This is a genomic window from Shewanella sp. Arc9-LZ (genome assembly GCF_010092445.1).
Lineage (GTDB): Bacteria > Pseudomonadota > Gammaproteobacteria > Enterobacterales > Shewanellaceae > Shewanella.
In genome coordinates this window covers 2733018-2748905 of sequence record NZ_CP048031.1, presented here as the reverse complement: position 1 = coordinate 2748905, position 15888 = coordinate 2733018, and the positions used below count along the sequence as shown (strand labels likewise).

15 protein-coding genes are annotated in these 15888 nt (G+C 41.2%); 7 read left to right on the top strand and 8 right to left on the bottom strand.

Translation table 11 applies throughout. The annotated features are described in order from the left end of the window. Window positions 1–4: 4 nt before the first annotated feature. From GUY17_RS11755 to GUY17_RS11725, 7 genes are all read left to right on the top strand, one after another. Window positions 5–1681, top strand: coding sequence for a bifunctional hydroxymethylpyrimidine kinase/phosphomethylpyrimidine kinase (locus GUY17_RS11755; RefSeq protein ID WP_162023266.1), 1677 nt, complete (start codon window positions 5–7; stop codon window positions 1679–1681). Then, entirely contained in the window at window positions 1678–2490 is an 813-nt protein-coding gene (locus GUY17_RS11750) for a HesA/MoeB/ThiF family protein (protein ID WP_162023265.1), read from the top strand. Before GUY17_RS11755 ends, GUY17_RS11750 begins: the two co-directional genes overlap by 4 nt. Beyond that, entirely contained in the window at window positions 2477–2704 is a 228-nt protein-coding gene (gene thiS, locus GUY17_RS11745; protein ID WP_162023264.1) for a sulfur carrier protein ThiS, read from the top strand. The genes GUY17_RS11750 and thiS overlap by 14 nt, the downstream gene beginning before the upstream one ends. Window positions 2705–2706: 2 nt before the next feature. Then, entirely contained in the window at window positions 2707–3516 is an 810-nt protein-coding gene (locus tag GUY17_RS11740; RefSeq protein WP_162024349.1) for a thiazole synthase, read from the top strand. A 1-nt stretch (window position 3517) separates the two neighbouring features. After that, entirely contained in the window at window positions 3518–4633 is a 1116-nt protein-coding gene (gene thiH / locus GUY17_RS11735) for a 2-iminoacetate synthase ThiH (RefSeq protein ID WP_162023263.1), read from the top strand. Window positions 4634–4709: 76 nt separating this feature from the next. Beyond that, entirely contained in the window at window positions 4710–4997 is a 288-nt protein-coding gene (locus tag GUY17_RS11730; RefSeq protein WP_162023262.1) for a chemotaxis protein, read from the top strand. Window positions 4998–4999: 2 nt separating this feature from the next. Further along, entirely contained in the window at window positions 5000–6331 is a 1332-nt protein-coding gene (locus GUY17_RS11725) for a putative metalloprotease CJM1_0395 family protein (protein WP_162023261.1), read from the top strand. A gap of 357 nt (window positions 6332–6688) precedes the next feature. Here the strand turns inward: GUY17_RS11725 and GUY17_RS11720 are convergent, their stop codons facing one another. The 8 genes from GUY17_RS11720 to cmoA all read right to left on the bottom strand — a co-directional run bounded on the left by GUY17_RS11720 (window position 6689) and on the right by cmoA (window position 15558). After that, window positions 6689–7588, bottom strand: coding sequence for a LysR family transcriptional regulator (locus tag GUY17_RS11720; protein WP_101087015.1), 900 nt, complete (start codon window positions 7586–7588; stop codon window positions 6689–6691). A 107-nt stretch (window positions 7589–7695) separates the two neighbouring features. Then, complete coding sequence (locus tag GUY17_RS11715; protein ID WP_101087016.1) at window positions 7696–8826, bottom strand: DUF3541 domain-containing protein; 1131 nt, start codon at window positions 8824–8826, stop codon at window positions 7696–7698. Next, on the bottom strand, window positions 8804–10606 hold the full coding sequence (locus GUY17_RS11710) for a hypothetical protein (RefSeq protein WP_162023260.1): 1803 nt from the start codon (window positions 10604–10606) through the stop codon (window positions 8804–8806). Before GUY17_RS11710 ends, GUY17_RS11715 begins: the two co-directional genes overlap by 23 nt. Then, the gene (locus GUY17_RS11705; protein ID WP_101087018.1) at window positions 10569–11525 is read right to left on the bottom strand and encodes an alpha-L-glutamate ligase-like protein; all 957 of its coding nucleotides are present in this window, start codon (window positions 11523–11525) and stop codon (window positions 10569–10571) included. Before GUY17_RS11705 ends, GUY17_RS11710 begins: the two co-directional genes overlap by 38 nt. Further along, window positions 11525–13033, bottom strand: coding sequence for an inactive transglutaminase family protein (locus GUY17_RS11700; protein ID WP_101087019.1), 1509 nt, complete (start codon window positions 13031–13033; stop codon window positions 11525–11527). The genes GUY17_RS11705 and GUY17_RS11700 overlap by 1 nt, the downstream gene beginning before the upstream one ends. An 8-nt stretch (window positions 13034–13041) precedes the next feature. Beyond that, window positions 13042–13812: an ATP-dependent zinc protease gene (locus tag GUY17_RS11695; RefSeq protein ID WP_101087020.1), complete on the bottom strand. Its 771-nt coding sequence runs from the start codon at window positions 13810–13812 to the stop codon at window positions 13042–13044. 25 nt (window positions 13813–13837) lie between these two features. After that, complete coding sequence (cmoB, locus tag GUY17_RS11690; RefSeq protein ID WP_162023259.1) at window positions 13838–14830, bottom strand: tRNA 5-methoxyuridine(34)/uridine 5-oxyacetic acid(34) synthase CmoB; 993 nt, start codon at window positions 14828–14830, stop codon at window positions 13838–13840. After that, window positions 14827–15558 (bottom strand): carboxy-S-adenosyl-L-methionine synthase CmoA, encoded by a 732-nt coding sequence (gene cmoA / locus GUY17_RS11685; RefSeq protein WP_101087022.1) that lies wholly within the window; start codon window positions 15556–15558, stop codon window positions 14827–14829. The genes cmoB and cmoA overlap by 4 nt, the downstream gene beginning before the upstream one ends. Window positions 15559–15888: the final 330 nt, after the last annotated feature.

The window sequence follows — 15888 nt, the reverse complement described above, 5'->3', positions numbered from 1 at the left end:
CGCCATGAATTCATCGACATTTGTCAGTGAATCCATAACGCAAACCCCACCCATTGTCTGGACCATAGCGGGTTCAGACAGTGGTGGTGGGGCGGGGATTCAAGCTGATTTACTCACCATACAAGACTTGTCGTGTCACGGGTGTAGCGTGATAACCACTTTAACCGCACAGAACTCAGTCAGTGTGAGTCTTGTTGAAACCGTTTCTGAATCCATGTTGTTGGCTCAGTTCAGCAGTTTACTTGCCGATCTGCCGCCAGTGGCGATTAAAATTGGCCTGTTGGCATCCCAAGCACAGGTGGACATATTAGCTGGCTGTTTAGCTCAAATGCGTGCTACTCAGATGATGGTACCTTTTGTGGTGCTTGATCCTGTCATGGTCGCCAGTAGTGGTGCGCACTTTAATACTATCGAACTCGATTTTAGTCCTCTCATTGGCTTAATTGATTTACTAACGCCTAATCAGCACGAATTGAAACGTTTATGTTCTCAGTATGCGTTAGCGCAATATTGTGATGTCGATAACAAGGTTGCTCAGCAACAGCAAATGATCTGCGATGCCAAATTGTTATCCGATACATTTAAATGCAATGTGCTCGCTAAAGGCGGTGATGCTCAGTGGCAGCAACAATATGCAATAGATGTATATGTGAGTAAAAACGTTAAAGGTGCCAGTATTACACACAGTAATGCGGTGTTTATGCTAAGTAGCCAGCGGATAGCAACCACCAATAATCATGGCAGTGGTTGCACATTATCATCTGCCATAGCGTGTTTTATTGCCCATGAGTTCGTTATTCATGATGCTATTGTGCTGGCAAAAGCCTACGTCAATAAGGGACTCACTTTAGGCGTAAGCCTTGGTCAAGGACCTGGTGTCTTAGCCCGTACTGGTTGGCCTGATGATTTAGGAATGATGCCATCAATCAAGTTGGTATCTTCTGAGTATCTCGCTGATAATTCGTGCAAGCAAGCTGCACCGAATGGTTTTAAATCGCTGCATCAACCCTTGGGGATTTATCCTGTTGTAGCTGATATCGATATGCTTAAAAAATTGTTAAAAGCGGGCTGTAAGACGGTTCAATATCGTGCCAAGTTAGCTATTAATATCGATACTGATGACAGCCATGTAGTAGAACGATTAACGCTCGAAGCCAATATCATTGAGGCCATCAAACTCGGTCGCGAATATCATGCTCAGTTGTTTATTAATGATCATTGGCCACTGGCGATTAAACACGGTGCGTTTGGGGTTCATTTAGGCCAAGAAGATATGGCAACTGCAGATTTAACCGCGATAGCGGCAACAGGAATGGCGTTAGGGTTATCGAGTCACAGTTATTTTGAAGCCTTATTAGCCCACCAATGTTCGCCTTCATATATTGCTCTTGGGCATATTTTTGCTACCACGACCAAGCAAATGCCTTCCGCGCCTCAAGGGCTCAGTAAACTTAAACGTTATGCCAGTTTATTTGCGCGCCATTATCCTACCGTTGCTATTGGCGGGATCGATCTCAGTAATTTGGCGTTGATTGCGGATACCGGCGTTGGTGATGCTGCTGTTGTTAGAGCGGTGACTACTGCTGACGATCCGGCGAAAGCTTATCGAACTTTGCATCATAAATGGTTGCAGCTTACCCGACCTTTACCTAAAGCCAATTTATCTCAGGAGGGCGTATGAGTACTTTATCTGATCGAGATTATATTCAGTATTCGCGCACCATGTTACTGAGCGATATTGGAGAAGCTGGGCAGCTTGCCATTATGAATAGCGCTGTAGTGATCATCGGTGTTGGAGGCTTAGGGCATTTAGTGGCGCATTATCTAGCTGCCGCGGGTGTTCAGAAAATACTGTTAATTGATCATGATGTGGTTGAATTATCCAATCTACCAAGGCAACTCCTGTTCAGGGCCGCTGATATTGGCAAAGCCAAAGTCAGCATTGCAAAAAATGTGCTTAGTAGCGCTTACCCTGAAATCACCATCGATGTGCTAGCACAACGAGTTACATCAACGCATTTTAATCAGCTTGTTAAACGATTTGTGGTAAAACCTGTGGTGTTTGATTGCACTGATAATGTAAGTGCGAGGCAACTGATAAACCAAATGTGTGTACAGCATCAGTTAACCTTGGTTAGTGGTGCTATCAGTGCATATCAGGGGCAGTTATTTTGTATCGATTTTTCCCACTCACATTCGCATTCATACAGTGGTTGCTATTGTTGTTTATATCCTCTTGATACACCCATTATGCAAAATTGTACTCAAACTGGAGTACTAGGGCCTGCTGTGGGTATTATCGCCAGTATGCAAGCGCTGGTGGGCCTTCAGCACATCTGCAATACCTTTACCCAATACGGTGTTCTACATCGATTTAATGGTAAGGATTTACGCTGGCAGCATGCCCAAATGAGTCAAGACCCACAATGTGAAGTATGTCATCAATATCCATTAACTGATCATCAGGAGCGGTCTAATGTCACAAACTGATCCCCTCGAGCTAATAACCCTGCACCTTAATGGTGTCGCGCAACATGTTCGGGCCAATTTGAATTTGGCTGAACTACTTCTACTCAGCGATTTACCCACTCAAGGAGTGGCTATCGTGGTCAACGATACTGTTGTGCCTCGAAGTCGTTGGATGCATATAGTGTGTCAAGCCGATGACAATATCACCGTCTTTTCTGCCGTTGCTGGAGGTTAATGATGTTAACGATAGCCGATCATCAATTTTCGTCTCGGTTACTCACCGGAACGGGAAAATTTTCAGATCACAATACAATGTTACAAGCGATATCAAGTTCTGGGTCGCAGTTAGTCACCTTAGCGATGAAGCGGATTGATTTGACTCGCGGCCATGACAATTTACTCGGTCCTTTGCAAAGTATGGGGGTTAAATTATTACCCAATACCGCTGGTGCGCGTAATGCCAAAGAAGCCATTTTTGCTGCTGAACTCGCTTATGAAATGTTGGGCACTAAATGGATTAAACTTGAAATTCATCCCGATCCCAAATACCTCATGCCCGATCCAATTGAAACATTGATTGCGGCTCAATATTTATGCGAACAAGGCTATATTGTTATGCCTTATGTGCATGCCGATCCAGTATTGTGTCGTCGCTTAGAAGAAGTTGGTTGCGCTGCGGTTATGCCACTCGGCAGCCCAATAGGCAGCAATCAAGGCTTAGCGACGGAAACATTCTTAAGCATTATTATTGAACAGGCCAATATTCCGGTAATAGTAGATGCCGGCATTGGCGCACCTTCACAAGCTTGTAGAGCTATGGAAATGGGCGCAGCAGCAGTATTGGTAAATACCGCGATTGCAAGTAGTGCCAATCCCCAACAAATGGCTAAATGTTTTGCTGATGCAGTTGCAACAGGAAGACAAGCATATCTTGCTGGATTAGGGGCAGTGAACAACCATGCTAACGCGACCAGTCCTTTGACCGGATTCTTGTCAGAACCATCAATCAATTCGCTTGCAAAGTCAGTGAATGGTAAGGGGGGCTAACATGACGTATTCAAGCGTATTTTCGCAATTAGCCCCCGATGCGTTATCGATGAAGCTGTATTCGACTACCGCCAAAGACGTTGAGCGGGCTTTGAAAAATCCAAGCGGTAATCTTGATAGCTTGTTGGCATTATTATCTCCAGCCGCAATGGCATATATTGAACCGATGGCGCAGCAAGCAGCTCAGCTGACTCGGCAGCGATTTGGTGCCAATATCGGTCTTTTCTTACCCTTATATTTATCAAACTTATGCGCCAACGAGTGCGATTATTGTGGCTTTAGTATGAGTAACAAGGTCAAGCGTAAAACCCTTAATAGTGATGAACTAGCAGCCGAAATGACGATTATTAAACAACGAGGCTTTGATTCGATATTATTAGTGTCTGGTGAGCATGAAACTAAAGTTGGAATGGGGTATTTTGAGTCTGTGTTACCACTCGTTAACACGGCTTTTAATTATGTAGCAATGGAAGTTCAACCATTAGAAACTGAACAATATCAGCGTCTTGGGAGATTTGGCGTTGATGCAGTTATGGTATATCAAGAAACCTATCGTCCACATACTTACGCTCAACATCATACACGCGGTAAAAAACAAGATTTTATCTATCGTTTAGATACCCCAGACAGAGTTGCTCAAGCGGGAATTGATAAAATTGGCCTAGGTGTATTACTTGGGTTAGATGATTGGCGACTCGATGCATTGCTAATGGGGCATCATCTTGATTATTTGGAAAAAACCTATTGGCGCAGTCGCTACAGTATTTCATTACCTCGTTTACGTCCGTGTACTGGCGGTATTACACCAAAAGTTGAATTAACCGATGCAGGATTAGTACAAATGATCTGTGCGTTTAGGTTGTTTAACCCCCAGCTTGAAATCAGTTTATCAACGCGTGAGCTGCCGTCGCTGAGGGATAATTTACTGCCATTAGGGATTACCCACATGAGTGCAGGAAGCTCAACTCAACCTGGTGGTTATATGGCACCTGATAGTCAACTTGATCAATTTGAAATCAGTGATAACCGCTCTGTTGAACAGGTTATTTCACAAATTAAATTACGAGGGATGAATCCAGTATGGAAAGATTGGGAGATGGGTTGGGTTAACGGCTAACTTTTGTTTGAAAACTGTACATATTAGTCGGTTTAGGCCATAATAAATCGACTTTTTTAAAATCAGGAGCAGTATTATGCAAGTTCAATCAGCCTATGCGTCAGGTATGCAGGGATTGCAAAGTGCTCAACAAGGTTTAGCGCAAGCAACAACATCTGTTGCGATGCCAGATCAACAAAAACCGGCTGTGTCTAATTCACCAAGCCAAGATACTGTGACCTTAAGTTCTCGTGCTGTTGGGCAAACTGACACCACATCAGCTTTAGTGTCTGCGATTGAATCATCCAACCAAGCTCAAGCATCTGCTAAAGTGATTGAAGTAGCTTCTGAGACTGTTGGCAGTTTGATTGATATTGAAGTGTAATCATGAATGCGGCGATGGTTTCTGCAAACACTGGGTCAGTTAATAATACTGCCCAACTTAACCACCGCAATTCATTGTCCACGCCGCAAGCTCAACCACATGCACAAGCAATCAATAGTGCTCAAACAACAAATAGCATTCAAGTCAGTAACCCTCGATCTGACCCCACTATTTCTATAGACATTCAATCTGGAAATATTCAGTCAGGTTCAGTTAAAAACAGCTCGCTCAAATCCAGTTCATTTCAAACTACGGTCTCATCAACAGCGGCGTTTAAGGTAGCGATAGACCTTAAACCCACTATAAGCACAGATACTCAGCATAACTCTACATCTAGCTTAACTGCGAGCAATGAAACCAAGTCTCAAAAAATCATTGTTGCTGATACATTCAATAGTTACAGCTTAAAAAGTGGTCCACTTAATCTTACTGGAGTATTAAATCGTTCACCTACTCCAATCCAGGCAACTGATACCGTTGCTGGGACATTTGTGAGTACAGATACATCAGCCGCAACGAGTAATGGTGAAGCCGTTAATGCTCAACAGCCAGTAGTTAATATCTTTAATCAACCCTCGGATGCTTCAGCGACAGAAACAAATACTTCAGCTGTAGCAACAAATACTACGGACCAAAATTCATCAGTGGATGATCCGTCAGTCAATGCAGAATCTCAAACATCAAACCGTCAAGCTGAAATAGCAGCTCAACAAGTTGAGCAACAGGTAAAAGACAAACAACAACAAATTGAACAAGCTGAAATTAAACAAATTGATCAACTGGCACAACGAGATACCGAAGTTAAAAGCCACGAACAAGCCCACGCAGCAGTGGGAGGCAGTTTGGCACAAAGCCCGAGTTATCAATATGAAAAAGGCCCCGATGGACGTCGCTATGCGGTGGATGGTGAGGTCAATATCGATGTGTCTACTGTTGATGGTGATGCGCAAGCAACGTTAAGTAAAATGCAGAAAGTATATGCCGCAGCGATGGCGCCAGTACAGCCGTCAATGGCTGATATTCGTGTGGCGGCGCAAGCATTACAAAACATGAATGAAGCAAAGAAAGAGTTAATAACAAGTAATTCAGATGCTTTGTCATCAACAACAACGAATACTTCCATATCGCAAAACAGTCAAACTTTAACCAATGATCCTCTTAATGCTGATGATTCAAACATGAGTTTATTGTCTCCAAATCGTTCATTATCAGCAGAACAGCGTCATTCTACTATGGCAAACGACACTGCAGCCGTTGACGATTCAACTAGTCAGTCTCTACCTTCCCCAGAACGTTATTCACAGCAGCATCAATCCATCGAAATCTACGTGTAGTTTTTTTCGATGTCTCTGCAGTATGCATTCAACACCAACTAAATTCGATAATTTAGCGATGGTAAATTATCTGAACTCGATATTAACTACTTAATCAGAACTTGGCTGAACGCATCCTAGTATCGCAAGCCAAATCATAATGCCCTATGTATATTTTGCCAAATGAGCTAATTTAAATGGATGCTAAGATGTTTAATTGAAAGTGCAGGGAACAATGATTTTTCAGCGATTTGTGCAAGATAAGGATTCACGAGCATGACAAAAATCATGTGTTATGTAGAAGCTGACTTGAATAAGTCGCCATATTGATTAAATATCTACAACACCAAATCTAAGTAAACTTTTTTATACTGATAATCAGCCATTAAAAGGTAAGTTATGCTGTTTTAAAATTAAGCTTTCTAATAACTTACAAGCAGGGCCTTGCTGATCGCGATTAGGGACAACCAGATTCAATATTGCTTTTCGATTATTACCTCCACGCAAATGAAGACGGATGAGTTGTTTATTTTGCAATTCTTGCTGCACAACAAAGTTCGGGATCCAACAAAAGCCAATGTTACGCGCTAAAATCGATTTTGCCTCATGAAAGTTTGATACCGTCCAACGTTGTTCCGCTTTAAGCCAACCAATATCATTGGTTGCATTTATTCCCGTATCTTTAATCACAATTTGTAAATGCTGGGCTAACTGCTTGTCATCATCAATGCGTTCTAATTGCGCAAGCGGATGGTCTGGATGACACACAAGTTCAAAATTTAATTCACATAATGGCTCTGCAATATGGCCTTTGGGTGGTGTAGCGCAAATAGCAATGTCGACTTCATTATTAAGCACAAGTTCATGAGTGCCAGTGATCACCGAGTCGATAATCGTTACCCTTGTACCACGACTTTGAGGTAAAAACTCGTCTAGAGCTGCCACTAGAGTGTCCATCGGATAAATGATTTCTCTGGCAATGGTGAGGTTAGGTTCCCAACCTTGTCCTAAATTTGAGGCTAATTGTTCTAGCTCTTCAACCGATTGAGTTAAATGACGAGAACGACGCAATAACACTTCTCCTTGCTCGGTTAAATAGGCTTTGCGGCCTTTTACTTCGAGTAAGTTAATCCCCAGTTGATGCTGCAACTTGGCCACCGCATGGTTTAGTGACGATTGGCTCTTGTTGAGCTTTTCTGCAGCCTGAGCATAGCCTCCAAAATCAACGACAGCTTGGACAATTCGCCATTGTTCTAAGGTTGATTTAGCTCGGCTCATTAAGTGTTCTCTTTATTGTTGAGTAAAAATGACGGAAAATCATAGCATTGTTTGAAATAAAAAAGGCAAATGCACTGCATTTGCCTCAAACGTATCACTGCTAATATTTAGTGTGATTTAGCATCGTTCATAGACGCTTTAGGCTTAACAAGTTTTGGTAAGTATTTCTTGGTACTAGAAATATTATTTAAATATGGTCCTTTATGTAACGTTTCAGGCCAATCTAATAACATCATTGCTAATACGTTTCTGTGTTCACCAGAAGATAATTCAACTTTGCCATGTGGTGAGGGGATCATCATTGTTTTAGGATCGTAAGCCGCAATCACATGCTTTTTCACTTTCTCTACAACTGGGTTATCGCCGTTACCAGTAATTAAGAAACTAATACCCACTTCAGTAATAATATCTTCAGTAGTATCGGTTAAAATGCGATCAATGTTGTTTTCAAAGTAATCTAAAATCCACTGATACTCTTTTGGATCGACTGGATGTTGATAATACTCGCTAGCTGAAAAAATAAAGTGAGTCATACCATAAACTTTGTTTTTATATTGGCCTTTTTTGAGCTTATCATCATTACTATCTGGATAGGTTTTAATGAAAGCTTGTTTGTAAGCTTGGTAATAGTCGCCAACACCGATTTGCTTGGCCCAATATACATAGTTGATTAACTGCGCGGCCCAAGCTTTGATCATTTTTGGATCAGTGAAAGCGGGTTCTAAATTAGCACTTTTTAGGGTTTTTATCATTAAATCATGACAAGGTCCGGTAAAGCCAAACTCATCGACTCGACTGGCATAGCGCAATAGCACATCGGTATATAACATAAAGTTAGGGTAGGGAGCGATGGCTTCCTTACGGGCGGTAGCCCGTGGGCCAGAGCCTAATTTATCCGCTTCAATTTTTGATTCACTTTTAATAAAACCGGGTTTATCCAGATTACAAGAATAGTATGCTTGGCGCTCTGCAATGGTGAGCAAATCGATTAATGAACCGTTAGCGTATTTTGCTTCCCCAGTCATGCGGAATTGACGTATAGCATAATGGCCTTGTACACGAGGCGGTAATGAATAAAGATTAGTTTCTAAATTGGTTTTAATGCCTTGATAAACTTGGTCAGCCGTTAACTTATGTGGTGTTTTTTCAACGGACTCTTTTGCGAACGCCACACTACTAAACAACGTAGCTGATAATAGTAAGTACGAGAGTGTTTTACTCTTGCGTAGTTCCAGCATGTTTAAATCTCCTGATAAGTGAATGTGGGTCTATTGGTGGGCCAATAAGCTGCTCAAGTTGATCGTCTAAAGTTAAATGTGTTTCGTTTACAACCAATAAATTAAATATCGCGCGAGTCGATATATTGGTCGGTGTGTCAGCAATGATTAATTGAGTCAATGCGGTTTGCCATAAAGGAAGATAATGATTAATTCCTTCATTAGCAATAGCTTGATAACTATATATTGCGTCCGTTGCATTTGGCCATGGTAGGCCAAAGCTTTGCTCAAAAGCCACTGATAGTGGTTGATTATGACTTAACCAAATATTCTGCTGTGTACCTTTGAAATTACCTTTATATTGATAAAAAGCCAGTGAAACCTTTGTCCTAAATACCCATAATTGCTGTTGATATTGTGCTGCTAATTGGTGTCTTTTAGGCAATTGGGATAAGTTCAGCTGTTGTGTAATGTAGTGTGCTAACCAATGTGTTGCAATCGCATGGGCATCAGTGTTTTGTGTTCTATTGGTAATAAAATAAAACTGCCCACCTTGAGCCAAGGATACTATTGCTTGGCTTAATCTGTTAATTAATTTTTGTTGTTGTTTCACATGGATTAATTGCGATGGAAAACTTAGCGAATATTGGCCAAATTGATGACCGACAACAGTTTGTTTTATCAATTGACCATCTATATTTAATGGCTTGTGCTGCTTATCTTGAGGGTAGGTGAAAATTTCACCCAGTAATCGCTGTTGGTGCCAAACGCGGATGAGGTGTGCCTCACTTAAGCTGCTATGTTGACTGTCTGCAAGCGATGTCGTTTTATTTATTTTAGGATCGTCTATTATATCATCGTCTGTTGTGATCAGTTCAAACTTGAGATCTAAAGCTTCAAGGCTTTCGAATATTTGCTGTAAAAATGCATCCGTAGTAATCGATTTTATAGCCGATGAATTACTTACCCGACTAAGGGCATGGGCAATATTCCATGGCGCGATACCAAGATTACTTGTTTGGCTGGCTAAGAATTGCTCTAACAACGGCGGGGTTAGCCCATGAGATGAGAGTTGTGCCTGTGCGGTATTATCATAGTCTTGAAGAATTGCGTGCTGCTGTTGTAATTGATGGATCAATGCAAGCGCTGGAGCTTGTTTGTCTTTTGCGCGAATTTGATAGGCAAGCCAAACCTGTTTTCTACAGTGTTCATTGGGTTGTGTAATTAAATATTTAGCAATACGAATATCAATATTAGTATTGCTGCTCTCTGAACTAAGTTCATTGGATATTACACAGTCTTGCTGATTAAATTGCATGCTGAAGAGTCGTTGAGACAATGCTTGATTATTGCTTGCCTGGGCGCTGTGCAGTTTTGACTTTTCGATTAGCTCCCACTGTGATTGTCTTATGGCGACTAAGCGTTGTCCTAATTGATCATAAGGCGGTCGAAGCTGTAACAACTGATCAATTAAGCGTTGGGTATTGGCTGCTGTAGCTAACGCATAAAGTTCATCGGCAAGGTGTAATTGGCACCATAATAAGCCTTGCCTATTTAGGCTGTCGTTGGCGAAAGGGCGGTAATATTGAATTCTGTCGTTGATATTATTTAACGCAATTGTGCGCTTTTCAAATTCAACAGCTTGTTGTTCAACAGACTGAAAAGAAACAAGCTTGTCTTGTCCTAAATCAGGTTGATATTGTAAGCACTGTTCGACGAACAGTGCTAAGGGATTAGCCACAGCGCTTGCTGTGGCTAAAAGATTAAAAAATAGGGTTGCTACAAAAATGCTTTTTAGCATAAGCCACGCGTTCCTCAACTGACATTGTTGAGCTTTTCATCGCTTCTACATGCTTAAGTCGAGGTAAAATCCCTCTACCATTGGCAATTTGAATGGTTAGACCAGGACGGGCATTCAATTCAAGTAACAGTGGGCCTTTGTTTTTATCTAACACCATGTCAGTACCTAAATACCCGAGCTCACACATTTCATAGGCACTTGATGCTGTGTGGAGTAAGGTTTCCCAATGAGGAACTTTGATGTTCGACAGTGGAAAGTGAGTATCAGGATGCTTATCAACGGGTAAGTCAAATTGCACAGCATGCAAACTGTGTCCGGTAGCGATATCTAAGCCAACACCTACAGCGCCTTGGTGTAAGTTAGCTTTACCATCTGATGCTGCAGTTGATAAACGTAACATTCCCATGACAGGAAAGCCTTTAAACACAATTAAGCGGATGTCTGGGACACCCTCATAACTTAAGCCTTCAAAGACTGGGTCAAATTCAATTAACCCTTCAACAATTGCGACATCAGGCTTACCGCCGAGAGAGAATAAACCACTTAAAATGTTAGATACATGGCGATAAATTTCGCTATGAGTCACTTCGTGGCCATTGGGCTTGTAATAACAGCCATTACTCACTCTGGTGATCACCATAATGCCTTTACCGCCAGAACCTTTTGCTGGCTTTATCACAAAACCGCTACGGTCGAGGACCATAGCTGGGATTTCTTGGATTTTATGTTGTTCATGAACAACCCCAATTAAATCGGGAACGGCTATGCCATTAGCAAGCGCAAGTTGCTTAGTAATTAGTTTGTCATCAACGCGTTTATAAAACTTACGCTGATTATAACGACCAATATAGCTAATATTGCGCCTGTTCATGTTGAGTACACCGCTACGGCTCAATTCCCAGGGCCAGGCGTACTTCATTATTGCTCTCCAACTAATGGTTTAAAGCGTTTTAATTCAGTTAAACGGTAACCTGTGTACTGTCCCATCACTAATACCAACGCTAAAATCACTAAGTGAATGCCTAAGAAGTTGAATACCCAATGCTGAACTAATTGGTTGTCCATGGCTAAGTACGCCAATGTGGCCACAAATAAGCTACCGCCACCTGATACAAAGACTTTCTTAGGGCCTTCTTCTTCCCACAGAATAGACATGCGCTCAATGGTCCACGCAAGAATGATCATCGGGAAGAAGGTAATCGTTAAGCCTTCACTTAAGCCTAATTTGAATGAAATTAAGGTAAATAAGCCGATAATAAAAATAACCACAATAATTACCGCCGATATTCGGGATATGAGCAGTAAGTTAAGCGTCGACAGATAGGAACGGATCATTAAACCAAAGGCAACAATAAGCAAAAAGCCAATTAAGCCGGTTAGTAGGGTCGTTTGAATAAACGCCAGAGCGATCAATACCGGCATAAAAGTACCAGATGTTTTGATGCCGACAATGACGCGTAAGAACACCACGACTAATACCCCAATTGGGATTAACAGAATGCCCTTAAATGTGCTTTGTTCTTCAAGCGGTAACTGATACAAAGAGAAATCCATTGCATCGTCATTCATCATCATGTCGATAGAGGTGGCTAATGCTGAACGAGTATCTTGCAGCATTGAGAAGTTAACTAATGAGCTAGTTCCTCCCATAACATCAAGTACTGAGTGGCCAGTGTATTCCCATAATACTAAAGTATTGTCACGGCCTTTTTTGTTGTTTGGAACGTCAAAAAGTTCCCATTGACCGTTATTGTAAACTTGAACGTATGATGTGAGCTGCTGACGACGTCGTTGATCTTCAAGTTGCAAACCGTTAACAATACGTGCAGGTACCCCTTTTGAGTGCAACATGTGCACAAACAAATTGGTTGAGGTGTTAGCCGATAATAACAACGCCATATTTTGGCTCTGATCGTTATCGTTAATCAAATTCATTAACTGCTGAGCAAACGACAGGTTAGTAGCACTGCGAGCCCAGACTTCTTCAATGACTTGCTCTGCTGCTGATTTCTCTGTTGCAGGCCATGAATATAATTCTGGCGTGGCAGGTTCTTCGACGGCTTCAATATTAAGCTTGCCTGTGGGTACCAAAGTGACTCGGTAATACAATGCTTGTGAGCCAGAAGCCTCACGAATAGACCACACGGCGCGACGGTTATTAGTATCTTCTGAAATATTTAAGCCATAACCTGGTGATGATGCATTTTCAACTAAGATGTCAAATGCAGGATCGTTAGGTAATGAGAAATTGACCTCAGCAGGTTGATTCTTTCCATTAAAACTTATTTTGGCATCAACGGCCCAACTTTGTACCTGGTCCCCAGGTAAAAAAGGCACATTGTGTTCGATACCACGATATATGCTGGTGCTGATCCCGATGATAAATAGCAACGCAACGAATATGTAAAACGGTTTACGAGAATGCATTACGGATCCTACTTAATTAACGTGGTAATTTGGTTTTTGGCTTTACCATGAATGTAGATTTGGCCTACATCAACAATGGCAATATCTTTCATAAACTTGCGACCTAGTAATAAAGGATAATCTAGGTGGCTTCGATCCGTTAGGTTTAAATCTGTTTCGGCGGCATATTTACCTATTTTTAAATGGGCATGGATTACTGGACGACGATCATCAGCCGTATCTGCATCTTGTTTAATACGAACAAAGCGTTCAACTTTAGATTCAAAGGTGTTTGCAGGTTGTTCAGTGTTATTAGTTATCACATCATAGCGAACCCACTGTACGCCTTCTCGTTCAAATAATACGATATTGCGTGCGTCTAGAGATGATGACTCTGCACCAGTATCAATGCGTGTGGCAAACTTTAATTTTACTTCATCTATGTAGACACTTTCGACTTCACCAAGTAGAAACTTCTCACCAATAATGGCTTCAGGACATTGCTGTGGGACCGCCACAGGCTTTGGTGTAGGTGGTTGAACAATAATTGTTTTTGGTTTTTGACTCATTGCGGTGCTTACCTGAGTCTTCAACTTTCTAATTTCGTCAGAAAGCGCACTAATGTCATTTGTCTGCTGACTATTTTGTACATTGATGGCATCAATAATGACGGTTTGCGAAACTTGCAAACTGCTATTCAAATCAGCATTGGTCAGCGGTGGTGTTATTGTTTTTTGGGTGGCTGTACAACCCGATAATAGTGCCGCTGCAACGGATAGAGCAATTACCTGCTTTAACATGTCAATTCCTGTTGAATAGTAATATTTATACTAAATCGTGATTCGGTTGGTTCTTTGTTGCAATGATGATAGCCCTCTTAGGCGCGGGATAACCTTCTACGGTTAAACTCACATCATTTGGATCGAGATAATCGACTAGAGATTCATTTTTCATCCACTGGGTGCTGCGTTGTTCTGCTAGTGAGGTGATATCGATATCAACACAACGAATATCAATAAACTCACATTTCTTTAACCATAACATTAAGGCTGCAACTGATGGTATAAACCAAACGTTGTTCATTTTGCCATATCTATCTTGTGGAACAAGTACCGCATTTTCATCGCCATCAATCACCAGTGTTTCAAGTACCAATTCACCACCCACTCTTAATTGGTCACGTAATTGTAGTAAATGATCTATCGGAGAGCGACGATGATAGAGTACGCCCATCGAGAATACGGTATCAAAAGCATCTAATGCGGGTAATTCCTCTATCCCTAATGGCAGCAAATATACCGGGTGCTGATTACCTGCCACTCGCTTGATAGCTTCAAATTGACATAAAAATAATGGCGAAGGGTCAATTCCTACAACACGAGTTGCGCCATCACCTAACATCCGCCACATATGATAGCCACTACCGCAACCAACATCTAACACTGTGCGATTTTTTAATGGTGAAATAAAATTTTTAACTCGGTCCCATTTCCAATCACTGCGCCATTCTGTATCAATTTGAATACCATGAACGGAAAATGGACCTTTACGCCACGGTTGAAACACCGCCAGTAAATTAGTCAGTTTTTCGACTTGTCCTAGGCTGAGTTGTTCCCCGGTTCCAATTGTTACACTGCTGCTAAAATCTATTTTATCCGGTTGAGGATAATGTAATTTATTGAGCACTTTTTCCCATTTAGGTAAATTGCCGTGTTTATGATCTCGTTGCCATTTACCTAAAATTGCCGGTAATGTTTCCAACCAGTGTTGTAGGTTTGAATCAGCAATGTCTTTATAAAAAGAGCTAAAATTGATCATTTAATGGCTACCATAGATGCAAAGTTAAAACATTGAAACCAGACTGAGAAGTGACTAAAGCCGTTTTCAGTTAAGCGTTTTTGGTGGACATTTAAGCTGTCTGGACGCATAACGTTTTCTAATGCACTGCGTTTTTGACTTATTTCGAGCTCACTATACCCATTTGCACGCTTAAAATCTAAATGCTGTTCATCTAATAACTGTTGAATTTGATTATCTTCAAAGAATAATTTTTCTGAAATGACTAAAATTCCACCGGGTAACATACCATCGTAAATACGTTTTATTAGGGCGTCGCGATCATGGGTCGGTAGAAATTGTAGGGTAAAGTTGAGCACCACCATCGACGCATTCTGGATGTCGATATCTCTGATATCAGCACACAATAAATTGACTTGAATGTCGCTGACATACGCAGCAAGATTTTCAGTACAACGCTCAATCATAGACTGGCTATTGTCTACCGCATAAATTTGACATCCGCGCCCTTCAATTTGACGACGAATACTTAATGTCGCTGAGCCTAACGAACTACCGAGATCGTATATATTGCTTTGGGGCGTGACAAAGCGATTAGCAAAATCACCAATGGTATTGATAATTTGTGCGTACCCAGGAACAGAGCGGCGGATCATGTCATTAAATACACCAGCAACACGTTGATCAAATTGAAAATCAGTAATTTGGTCGGTCACATGAGCGTATATCTTATCTTGTTGAGAGTTCATCAGCTGTAATGTGGAAAAGTTAGAAATGTATTTTAGCTAATGATGGTGAACTGCAGCAAGTATCTAGCTAATAATTTGTGAGTTTTTTTTCAAATAGTTGACAATGTTGTTAATGGGACAGGTTTTGAATGCTTATGAATGCTGGTATTATGTGCATAAGCTTCAGAATATTAATTTCTATTCATAAAATTAGCATGACTCAAGACTGAATAATGATATTATTTATTCTTGTAACAAAGTAGCAACAAAGCTGTTTTTTAAGCCATTGCAATCATTTTTTTCTAACAGCTAAAATATTTATGGCTTGGAAAACGGTAGTTAATTTAGCCC

Bases quoted from the DNA above. Each gene is read 5' to 3' on its own strand.
- GUY17_RS11755 (WP_162023266.1), top strand. From the start codon at position 5: ATGAATTCATCGACATTTGTCAGTGAATCCATAACGCAAACCCCACCC.
- GUY17_RS11750 (WP_162023265.1), top strand. From the start codon at position 1,678: ATGAGTACTTTATCTGATCGAGATTATATTCAGTATTCGCGCACCATG.
- thiS (WP_162023264.1), top strand. From the start codon at position 2,477: ATGTCACAAACTGATCCCCTCGAGCTAATAACCCTGCACCTTAATGGT.
- GUY17_RS11740 (WP_162024349.1), top strand. From the start codon at position 2,707: ATGTTAACGATAGCCGATCATCAATTTTCGTCTCGGTTACTCACCGGA.
- thiH (WP_162023263.1), top strand. From the start codon at position 3,518: ATGACGTATTCAAGCGTATTTTCGCAATTAGCCCCCGATGCGTTATCG.
- GUY17_RS11730 (WP_162023262.1), top strand. From the start codon at position 4,710: ATGCAAGTTCAATCAGCCTATGCGTCAGGTATGCAGGGATTGCAAAGT.
- GUY17_RS11725 (WP_162023261.1), top strand. From the start codon at position 5,000: ATGAATGCGGCGATGGTTTCTGCAAACACTGGGTCAGTTAATAATACT.
- GUY17_RS11720 (WP_101087015.1), bottom strand. From the start codon at position 7,588: ATGAGCCGAGCTAAATCAACCTTAGAACAATGGCGAATTGTCCAAGCT.
- GUY17_RS11715 (WP_101087016.1), bottom strand. From the start codon at position 8,826: ATGCTGGAACTACGCAAGAGTAAAACACTCTCGTACTTACTATTATCA.
- GUY17_RS11710 (WP_162023260.1), bottom strand. From the start codon at position 10,606: ATGCTAAAAAGCATTTTTGTAGCAACCCTATTTTTTAATCTTTTAGCC.
- GUY17_RS11705 (WP_101087018.1), bottom strand. From the start codon at position 11,525: ATGAAGTACGCCTGGCCCTGGGAATTGAGCCGTAGCGGTGTACTCAAC.
- GUY17_RS11700 (WP_101087019.1), bottom strand. From the start codon at position 13,033: ATGCATTCTCGTAAACCGTTTTACATATTCGTTGCGTTGCTATTTATC.
- GUY17_RS11695 (WP_101087020.1), bottom strand. From the start codon at position 13,812: ATGTTAAAGCAGGTAATTGCTCTATCCGTTGCAGCGGCACTATTATCG.
- cmoB (WP_162023259.1), bottom strand. From the start codon at position 14,830: ATGATCAATTTTAGCTCTTTTTATAAAGACATTGCTGATTCAAACCTA.
- cmoA (WP_101087022.1), bottom strand. From the start codon at position 15,558: ATGAACTCTCAACAAGATAAGATATACGCTCATGTGACCGACCAAATT.